Source organism: Pseudomonadota bacterium (assembly GCA_023229365.1).
GTDB lineage: Bacteria > Myxococcota_A > Polyangia > JAAYKL01 > JAAYKL01 > JALNZK01.
On record JALNZK010000167.1, the window covers coordinates 1 to 9,424 of the forward strand.

8 protein-coding genes are annotated in these 9,424 nt (G+C 70.3%); 3 read left to right on the forward strand and 5 right to left on the reverse strand.

From position 1 onward, the window contains the following. Positions 1 to 153: 153 nt before the first annotated feature. Both M0R80_29340 and M0R80_29345 read right to left on the reverse strand, forming a co-directional pair. Complete coding sequence (locus M0R80_29340; protein ID MCK9463744.1) at positions 154 to 912, reverse strand: 1-acyl-sn-glycerol-3-phosphate acyltransferase; 759 nt, start codon at positions 910 to 912, stop codon at positions 154 to 156. Positions 913 to 1,059: 147 nt separating this feature from the next. Further along, the gene (locus M0R80_29345; protein ID MCK9463745.1) at positions 1,060 to 1,965 is read right to left on the reverse strand and encodes a hypothetical protein; all 906 of its coding nucleotides are present in this window, start codon (positions 1,963 to 1,965) and stop codon (positions 1,060 to 1,062) included. Between the two features lie 68 nt (positions 1,966 to 2,033). On the opposite strand from M0R80_29345, the gene M0R80_29350 reads away from it, so the two are divergent. Then, entirely contained in the window at positions 2,034 to 2,600 is a 567-nt protein-coding gene (locus M0R80_29350; protein MCK9463746.1) for a DsbA family protein, read from the forward strand. A 94-nt stretch (positions 2,601 to 2,694) separates the two neighbouring features. Here M0R80_29350 and M0R80_29355 read toward each other — a convergent pair whose 3' ends face one another. Further along, a complete protein-coding gene (locus M0R80_29355) occupies positions 2,695 to 5,061 on the reverse strand; it encodes an ATP-binding domain-containing protein (GenBank protein ID MCK9463747.1) in 2,367 nt (788 codons plus the stop codon). A gap of 89 nt (positions 5,062 to 5,150) precedes the next feature. On the opposite strand from M0R80_29355, the gene M0R80_29360 reads away from it, so the two are divergent. After that, positions 5,151 to 6,077, forward strand: a complete 927-nt coding sequence (locus tag M0R80_29360; protein MCK9463748.1) for a ribonuclease Z — start codon at positions 5,151 to 5,153, stop codon at positions 6,075 to 6,077. Between the two features lie 102 nt (positions 6,078 to 6,179). Here the strand turns inward: M0R80_29360 and M0R80_29365 are convergent, their stop codons facing one another. After that, entirely contained in the window at positions 6,180 to 7,901 is a 1,722-nt protein-coding gene (locus tag M0R80_29365; GenBank protein MCK9463749.1) for a DEAD/DEAH box helicase, read from the reverse strand. Positions 7,902 to 8,068: 167 nt separating this feature from the next. On the opposite strand from M0R80_29365, the gene M0R80_29370 reads away from it, so the two are divergent. Beyond that, positions 8,069 to 8,488: a hypothetical protein gene (locus M0R80_29370; GenBank protein MCK9463750.1), complete on the forward strand. Its 420-nt coding sequence runs from the start codon at positions 8,069 to 8,071 to the stop codon at positions 8,486 to 8,488. Here the strand turns inward: M0R80_29370 and M0R80_29375 are convergent. Beyond that, the coding region (locus M0R80_29375) for a hypothetical protein (GenBank protein MCK9463751.1) at positions 8,481 to 9,424 on the reverse strand (944 nt) is incomplete at its 5' end. The two genes, M0R80_29370 and M0R80_29375, sit on opposite strands and share 8 nt — an antisense overlap.

Here is a 9,424-nt window from a genome sequence, read left to right on the forward strand (position 1 = left end):
ACACCGTCCCGCGGATCGCCTGCCTCGAGGCCGTCAGTCTACGCAAGAGCGGCACGCTGCGCCACAGCGAGCGCGCCATCCGGAACTTCAGCATGCGAAGCGAATAGAGCGTCCCGTCGAGGTCGAAGATGACGCCCCGAATCCTCGCATCCGTCACGGCGCCACCCCTTCCGCCACCTCGCGCCGCTCGCGCGCGCGGTCGTTCGCCTCGAGCCGCTCGACGACGATGGCGCGGTACCGCTCCGCCATCCGCTCCGGGTCGTCCACGGTCTCGGGCGGGAAGAACTCGACGGCGATGTCCGTGCGCAGCCGCCCGAACAGCTCGACGAGCTGCACGAACGTGCTCCGGTTCACGTCCCACTCGAGCTGGCGCCGGTCGGGAAGGTAGTCGAGGACGCACAGCTCCACGGTCTTCTCGGCGCGCTTGGCCGCCGCGAACGACCCGGGCTTGAACGGCAGGCGCTCGGCGGTCGGGCACGCCCTCCCCTCGGGGAAGACGACGATGCGGTCGCCGTCGCGCATCACCTTGATCAGCTCCACTCCGATCCTTCTCATCGACTTCTTGTCCGCCCTGTCGACGAAGAGGTGGCCCTGGTTCACGAGGGCCCCGCCGAAGTAAAAGACACGCCGCATCTCGATCTTGATCACGAAAACAGCCGGGAAGATCGACAGGATCACCGGGATGTCCAGAAAGCCCATGTGGTTCGAGACGATGAGGTCGCCCATCGGCCCGCTCCGCTCGTTTCGCCGGTGGATGCGGACCCCCATCATGAACGCCAGCATCTTGCCCCAAAGGCCGATCGGTTTCGTATACCGCTTCCAGGGCCTGTGCAGGAGCTGCGGCAGCCGGATGAGGAACCAGTGGATCAACAGCGTGGCGACAAGGACGATGAGCCCTCTAATGATTACCAATGGAAATTTGAGCACGAACATGAATTCGTCGTCCTCGTCCCCGAGACGACGCTTCTTATCACTTCGGGGCGTCCGATCCCACCCGAAAAGGAGTCGGGGCGGCGGTGGCAACCCGCAGAATCGTCATGCAAAACGATGAATGTGGAGCTACTCGATTTCGTAGTCCGAACAGAATTCCTCCTCGACGAAGCCGTTGATCGCGTCGGCGAGCGATATGGTGTCGCCGACCTGCGTGATGTCGAAGACCTGCCCCGAGGTCGCCGGCGGGATCGCCGACTGCCCCTCGTAGTCCGTGTAGAAGCCCGGCTCCACATCCTCGTTCCCGAGCGGTCCGCCGAGGTGCGCGGCGAAGCTCGCGACCCGGATCGTGCCGTCCTGCAGCGCGGCGACGGTGGTCGGGTAGTCGTGCTGCGCGGCGATGCCGCTCGAGAAGCTCGCCGGCGCCTCCAGGAAGGTGTCGTCCGTGGCGTGTATGATGACGCGCAACGTCGTCGCCGCGTCCCGCCAGCCGAAGTCGGCCGCCGCGGCGTACAAGGCGTCGAGCGTGTTCTCCGGCCAGTCGATGTTCGAGGCCGTCGACTGCGTCTGCTGGTTCGACGACGTGTGCGTGTACCACTCGTGGAACTCGGTCTGGATCGTGCCGACTTCGGTGTACGTCTCGCCGCCGTTCGCGACGAGGTAGTCGTCGACGAACACGACCAGGCCGAAGTGCGTCGGCTCGACCTCGGCGTCCGCGACCAAGGCGTCTGCGGCTGCCCAGACCTCGCCGATGTCCTCCTCGAGCGCCGCGAGCATGTCGCTCATGCTCGTGGAGACGTCGAGCACGAAAACGATGTCGATCGCCTGGTAGCAGTCCTCCGAATCGGTGTCGCTGTCGGTGTCCGAGTCGGTGTCGGAGTCCGTGTCGGAGTCCACATCCGTGTCGGAATCCGTGTCCGTGTCCGCGTCCGTGTCCGTACCGTCGTACGGCCGGTCGTTCGCCGAGTCGCAGCCGAGCGCGCCTGCCGAGGCGCACGCGAGCGCCGCGACCATCGCCGTCATTGCCTTGCGCATGGGTTCCCTCCTGTTCACCCGATCAATACCACATTGTGCCGCGCCGCGCGTTGGTATAGCCAGAGGAGGTGCGCGCGCCGACCACTATCACCCTCCGAATCGCCCTGTTCGTGGGGCTCGCCGCCGTCTCCTGCCGAGAGGTCGCCTCCATCGATCTGCGCGAGGCGCCGCGCCTCGGCCCCGAGGGCGCGCCGACCGAGATCATCGTGTTCTCGGACTTCCAGTGCGGCTTCTGCAAGCGCGCGGCGGCGGAGCTCGAGCGGCTGAGCCACAAGTACCCTGCGCGGCTCGAGGTGCTCTTCAAGCACTTCCCCATCGAGTACCACGGGCAGGCGTTGAACGCGGCGCGCGCCGCCGAGGCGGCCCGGCTGCAGGGGAGGTTCTGGGAGATGCACGATCTCCTGTTCGCGAACGCGGCCGAGCTGACCGACGAGATCTACGTCGACCTCGCGAAGCGCATCGGGCTCGACGTCGCGAGATTCGAGAGGGACTTCGCGGCCCCCGCAACCGTTGCTCGCGTGAACGCCGACAAGGCCGACGGCGACGCGATCGGTGTCGACGGCACGCCGTTCTTCGTCATCAACCGCCAGCCGTTCTACGGATCGTACGGCGACCTCGAGCGGATGATCGACTGAACCAACCAGCCACCCATGCCGCCGGCCGCGCAGCGGGTTTGCCTCGCGAAAGCCTGGAGCGAGGCTGCTCGCGTCGCAGGCCGGTCGGCAACCCCTACCCGTCCACGAACAACCGCTCCGGGACGAGCGGCGACGGCTCGGACGTGCAGACGATCCAGAGCTGGTGCGCCGCGCGCGTCGCGCCGACGTGCAGGAGGCGGCGCGCCTCCTCGTTGTCCGGATACGTGTCCGCGTTCACGTCGACGAGGATCACGTAGTCGAACTCCAGCCCCTTGACCTGGCGCACGTCGGTCACCTCGACGCCGGGCGCGAAGGAGAAGTCCTGCGCCGCGACGAGCTTGAGCCGCGGCACCTCGGCCCGCGAGAGCCCTCGGTGGTAGAGCGCCGCGCTCCCGGGGTGGCGCGCGATGATCGCGATGTTGGCGAGCGGCTCCCGCGCCGCGAGATCCCGCAGCGATCCGCCGACGAAGTCGACCGCCTGGCCCACCTCCGAGAAGCGGTGCGCCTCCACCTCCGCGCCGTGGCGCAGCGCGGTCGGCGGCTCGCCGGCGTACGGCCCGAGCAGCTCCTGGGCCACGCGCATCACCTCGATCGTCGAGCGGTACGCGATCTCGAGCGGCTCCACGCGCGCGCCGAACACCCCGAGGTCGGCGAGCAGCTCGTCCCAGTCGTCGAACCCGCCCCCGCGACCGATCCGCTGCGCCGTGTCGCCCGCGAGGGTGACAGGACGGCCGCCGCCGACCGTGTCCATCAGCACCGCGATCTCGAGCGCGCCGAAGTCCTGGACCTCGTCCACCATGAGGTGATCGAGCTCGATCCGGCCGCCCTGTCCGCGCAGGGGACCGCGCTTGAGCTGGTGCAGCCGCACGAGGAGCGCGTCGTCCTCGCGATCGAGCGTCGCCTCCGCTTCGCGAAAGCCGTCATCCTCCCGGTCCCCGTCTCGATCAGCGGGCAGCTCGTCGTCCTCGGCCGCCTGCCGCGCCTCCTCGATGCGCGAGTAGATCCGGGAGCACCACGCGCACACCTCGTCGAGATCCCGCTCCTCGAACTCGGCCGGCGCGTGCGCGTCGACCGCGGCGCCGAGCGCCGCGCGGTTGGTCAGGAGCTCGGCCCAGTCGTCGAGCACGTCCGCGGTCGCCCGAGCCATGCGCGAGAGCGCCGACTCCGCGGCGAGCGCCGTCCGCGGGTGGAGCCGGGCGCCGTCGTCGTCGCCGATGCGGCGCTCCCCGTCCAGCCACGCGACCAGCGCGGCCCGCCGGGCGTCGAGCGGCGTGCGCTCCAGGATCTTCCACACCCCCGAGACGCGCCCCGCGTCGGGCGTCCCCGCGACCGCGGCTTGCAGCCGCGCCGTCAGCTCCTCGTCCCGGCGATCGACGAGGTCGTCGAGCATGCGCAGCATCGCCGGGTGCCGCTTGAGGCGCGACACCGCGGCCGGTGTCCACTCGTTGTACGCCCTCGGCAGGCCGCGGACGTGGCGGCGGCGCTGCTCGGCGGCCCACCGCGCGAACGTCGTCACCCGGACGCCGTCCACGCCGAGCGCCGGCAGCACGCCCGAGACGTAGGTCGCGAGCGCGTCGTCGAGCACGACGACGAGCATGCGCCGCGGCCTGAACCGCTTGGGCTCGCGGTAGGCGAGGTACGCGATCCGGTGCAACCCGACCGTCGTCTTCCCCGAGCCCGCGCTCCCCTGCACGACGACGAGGCCGCTCGCCGGGCTCGAGATCACCTCGAACTGCTCCCGATCGAGCAGCCCCGAGATCTCGGGCAGGTGCTTGTCCGCGCGATCCTCGCCGTCCGGGCCGACGCCCAGGCGGCCGCGGATCGGCCGGAGCCCCCCGGCGCGGATCGACACCCCCTGCCCGCCCGCCAGCTTCGGGCCGTCGCCAGCGAGCCGCCGCCACCCGTCGCTCCGCCGCACGAACGTGCCTTCCTGGCAGGCGACGCGGACGAGCGCGCCGCGCGTGATCGTCACCGAGCGCCGCGTGCTGATGACGCCCCGCCGCACGCGGCCGCCGAACGACTCCTCGTAGTCGTCGCCCTCGTCGTAGCAGTAGTACATCCGGCTCACCGGCGCGTTGCGCCAGTCGACGATCCGGATCCCCTGCTCCGGCACGAGGTGCGTGACCTTGCCGAGGAGGATGTCGCGCCCGGCGCCCTCCTCCTCGAGGCGCAGGTGCCCGAAGTACGGGCACGCGGGATTCACAGGCGCCGCGGCCGTTTGCGCCCCGCGCTGCGCGGCGAGCGCCTGGAGCCGCGTCATGTGCTCGACGAGCGGGGGGACGTCCTCTGCGCGGGCGACGGCGATCGCGTCGCGCAGCTCCACGAGCTCGGCGTCGTAGTCGGTCGCGGACACGCACCTTCCGGCGTTCGCCGAGGCGAGATGACGCGCCACCCGCGCGAGCAGCTCGAGCTCGTCCGCGACAGGGTCGGGCGTCGCGGTCTCGTTCTCGGCTCGATCCACACGGCCTCCCTCGCTCGACGGCGCACAGGCGCCGGGAATCCTGCGTATTCGGCCTTGTTCGCCGCGTCAAGTCGTGTACCCTCGCGGCCGTGGAGTGCGTAGTGCTCGGCTACGGCGGCATGATGCCGATGCCGCTCCGGTTGACGACCTCGGTGCTCGTGCGGCGGGAGGGGCGAATGCTCCTTTTCGACGCCGGCGAGGGGATCCAGCTCGCGCTCAAGAAGGGGGGGCTCGGGATCCGCGGCCTCGACGCCGTGGCGATCACCCACCTCCACGCGGACCACGTGCTCGGGCTCCCCGGGATCATGATGTTCCGCGCCCAGTGCGACGAGCCCGGCGCGCTCACGATCATCGGTCCCCCCGGTGTCGCGCGCTTCGTGAATCACACCCTGGAAGACTTGAAGTATCACATTAATTACAGAATAGAATTTGTTGAATGGTATAATAAATCCGACCGCATCGCATGGTCGTGGAACGGCGACAATCTCACCTGGGACACGCTCGACCACTCGACGTTCTGCCTCGGATACCGCCTCGAGGAGAGAGGGCGTCCCGGCCGGTTCGATCCGGCCCGCGCGACCGCCCTGGGCGTTCCGGCCGGTCCGCTCCGGGGTCGCCTCCAGGCGGGCGAGACGATCGTCGCCGAGGGGGGCGCCGCGGTGCGGCCGTCCGACGTCCTCGGCCCACCCCGCCGCGGGCGCGTCGTCGCCTTCGCCACCGACACCCGCCCGTGCGCGGGGCTCGCGCGGCTGTGCGAAGACGCGGATCCCGCCTTCGTCGAGGGGATGTTCGCCGCGGAGCACGCGGACGCGGCGGCCGAGAAGAAGCACATGACCGCGGTCGAGGCCGCAGAGGCGGCCCGCGACGCCCGCGTCGGCCGGCTCGTCCTCGTGCACGTGAGCCCGCGCTATGTCTACGAAGACGAGGCCAGGCTGGGCGAGGAGGCGCGTGCGGTGTTCCCGCGCGCGGAGGTCGCGAAGGCGCTCGAGGCGTACCCGATCCCGCTCCCGGACTGACCTGCCCCCTCGGTCCCCCTTCCGAAACGGAAGGGGGAGGCATCTGATCTGATCAAAACAGCTGCTCCCCTTCCCGTGTCGGGAAGGGGCCGGGGGATGGGTCTACTTCTCGACCGCGGGCTCCACGCGGAGCCTGCGGCCGTCGATCTCGAGCTTGCCGAGCGCCTCGAAGACCTTGTCGTAGCTGTCGTCCGGGACCGCGATGAACGTCGCGCGCGTCAGCATTCGGACCCTGCCGATGGCGGTCCGCGGCAGCCCGGATACGGCGACGATGTCCTTCATCAGTCCCGAGATCCGCAGCCCGTCCTTGCGCCCGGCGTCGATGAAGATCTCTCGCCCCCCTTCCACCGCGTGCCCGAAGCCGTCCTCGCCCTCGGCGCCCTCGGGCTCGGGCGGGATCGACTCGGTCTCCTCGGGCGGAGACCGACGCTCGACCGCGGGCGGCGGGGCGGGCGTCGTGTCGCGTCGCGGTGGCTCGACGGCGGCCGGAGGCGGCTCGTCCCCGAAGTATCGGGTGAGCAGCCCCGTGATGATCCGCTCGGCGTCCACCGCCGTGAGGAGCCGGCGCGCGAGGGTCCGGAAGCCCGTGACGGCCGCGCCGTCGATCTCCGCCCGGAGCCGGGCGAGCCGCGCGAGCTCCAGCGCGCGATCCTCTGCGTCGCGCTCGGGGAGCGTCTTCTCGATCGGGAAGATCTTGTAGGTCAGCCTGAGGAAGTACAGGTTGCCGATGTCCTGCGGCGCGATGAGCGAGATCGCCGCGCCCGCCCTGCCCTGGCGCCCGGTCCGCCCGGTCCTGTGGATGTACACCTCGAGCGACTCGGGGAACGTGTAGTTGATGACGTGGCTCAGCTGCGAGATGTCGATGCCCCGCGCGGCGACGTCCGTCGCGACGAGGAACCGCAGCTTGGCGCTCCGCGTCGCGGCCATGACGCGCTCGCGCTCGGCCTGCGACAGGTCCGAATTGATCCAGTCGGCGTTGTAGCCCGCGTCCTTCAGGTACCGCGCGACCGCCTGGGTCTCGTCCTTGGTGTTGCAGAAGATGAGCGCCGAGTCCGGGTTCTCCTGCTTGATCACGCGCACGAGCATCCGGAGCCGATCCGAGCCCGAGACCAGGTAGACGAAGTGGCTGATCGCGGCGGCGGCGATCTCGTCGCCGGACACGGAGATGATCGACGCGCCCTCCATGTACCGCCCGGCGAGCCGCTGGATGTCCTCCGGGATCGTCGCCGAGAACAGGAGCGTCTGGCGCTGCGTCGGCAGGCCGCTCATGATCTCGGAGAGCTCCTTCTCGAACCCCATGGAGAGCATCTCGTCGGCCTCGTCGAGGACCAGTATCTTGAGCTTCTCGAAACCGATCGTGCGCCGCCGCATGTGATCCAGCACGCGCCCGGGCGTGCCGACCACGATCTGGGCGCCCGCGCCGACCTCCTCGACCTGCTTCGTGAACGACGCGCCGCCGTACACCGCGACGCTGACGACGCCGCTCCCCTTGCAGATGGCGTCGACCTCCCGCGAGACCTGGAGCGCGAGCTCCCGCGTCGGCGCGAGCACGAGCGCCTGGATGCCCCCCTTGGGATCGAGCTTCATCGCGAACGGCATCCCGAACGCGGCCGTCTTCCCGGTGCCGGTCTGGGCCTGGATGATGAGATCCTCGCCCGCGAGCACGCGCTCGTACGTGTGGACCTGGACCGGCGTCGGCTTCTCGAAGCCCATCGCCGCGATCGCCTTCGCGAGCGGCTGCGAGAGCTTGAACTCCTCGAACGAGGACGGCTCCTCGGGGGCCTCGACGGAGGGCTGTTCGGTCACGTGATCGGGATTGGTCATCTTTCTCTCTTTTCCAAAATCGCCACTCATTTGCATCCGAACGCCGTACATACCCCCCAGCCGGACTCGGGGTCAAGGCGGGGCGTCGCGGGCACCGCGCGGCGCGAGATCCGTTTCCGCACCTCGGCGCGAAGGGGTATGCTCCTGTCATCTGCGGGAAGGGCACGATGAAGCGGCGCCTATCCACTCTCGCGGCGTCGGCGGTTTCGGCCGTCCCGGCCGCCGCGTCCGCCAACGACCTCGGCGGGCTCGCCTACGTGGTCTTCATCTGGCCGATCGGCGGGATCCTTCTCCTCGCGTCCATCGCGCTCGGCGTCGTCGGGTTGATCCTGCTGCGGAAGACATCGGCCGCGCGCCGGCACCCGGCCTACTCGATCGCGCTCGTCGCCGCCGGCCTGCTCTTCGGCCTCGGCTACCCGCTCCTGGCGTGGGGGCTCGACAGCTCCTACGACGCCGGCGGCTCGGTGGATCTCGCCCTCGTCACGGTGATCCCGGTGGAGATCGCTGCCGTCCTGCTGTGCGCCCTCGGCTGGGTGCTGAAGCGCAAGAGCGCGCGGATGCCCGCAGGGAACCAGCCGACTACTTGATCCCGTGGATCGGGAAGAGGTGCTCCTGGTGGAACGCGATGACGCGCTCGACCTCGGCGTCGATCGCGGCGCCCTCGTCCGCGGAGACGAACCGCTTCATGTCGCGCAGGCCGCCGCCCGCGGTGTAGTCCGCCTTGCCGAGCATCACGCCGCCGATGAGCCCCGCGTACGGATCCGCCTGCTCGGCGCCGTTCAGCACCGCCCAGGCGAGCGCCCAGCCGCGGGCCGTGTCCGCCGGCATGTAGCCGCCGCCCCCGAGCACGAGCATCGGCGCGCCTATCGACCGCACGCGCTCCGCCGCGTCGGCCATGGCGTTGTTCGTCATCCGGAGCTGCGCGAGCGGATCGCCGAACAGCGGATCCATCCCGATCTCGAAGACGACGAAGTCGGGCGCGTACGCCGTCACCACCGGCACGACGACCCCGTCGATCACGCGCGCCATGGCGGCGTCGCCCGCGCCCGGCGGCAGCGGCAGGTTGACGTTGTACCCGCGCCCCTCGCCTCTCCCGAGCTCGGTCTCCTCGCCGATCCACGGGTAGAGCGTCCGCCCGGTCTGGTGCACGGAGACGGTCAGCACGCGCCGCTCATCCAGGAACGCCGCCTCGGTGCCGTTGCCGTGGTGGACGTCGAGATCGACGCAAGCGACGCGCGCCCCGTGCTCCGCGAGCTCGGCGCACGCGAGCACGACGTCGTTGATGTAGCAGAACCCCTCGGCGTTCGCCGGGCCAGCGTGGTGGAAGCCGCCTATCGGGTTGAACGCCATCCGCGCCGCGCCCGCGGCGATCGCCCTCGCGCCCTGGAGCGACGCGCCGGCCGACCGGCTCGCGAGGCGGAGCACCCCCTCGAAGGCCGGGCAGTCCGGCGTGCCGAGCCCGAAGTCGGCCATCGACTCTTCGAAGCGGCCCGCGTCCGCGGCGCCCAGCGCGGCCCGGTAGG

Coding starts and splice junctions, on each gene's coding strand:
- M0R80_29345 (MCK9463745.1), bottom strand. CDS start 1,965: ATGCGCAAGGCAATGACGGCGATGGTCGCGGCGCTCGCGTGCGCCTCG.
- M0R80_29365 (MCK9463749.1), bottom strand. CDS start 7,901: ATGACCAATCCCGATCACGTGACCGAACAGCCCTCCGTCGAGGCCCCC.
- M0R80_29370 (MCK9463750.1), top strand. CDS start 8,069: ATGAAGCGGCGCCTATCCACTCTCGCGGCGTCGGCGGTTTCGGCCGTC.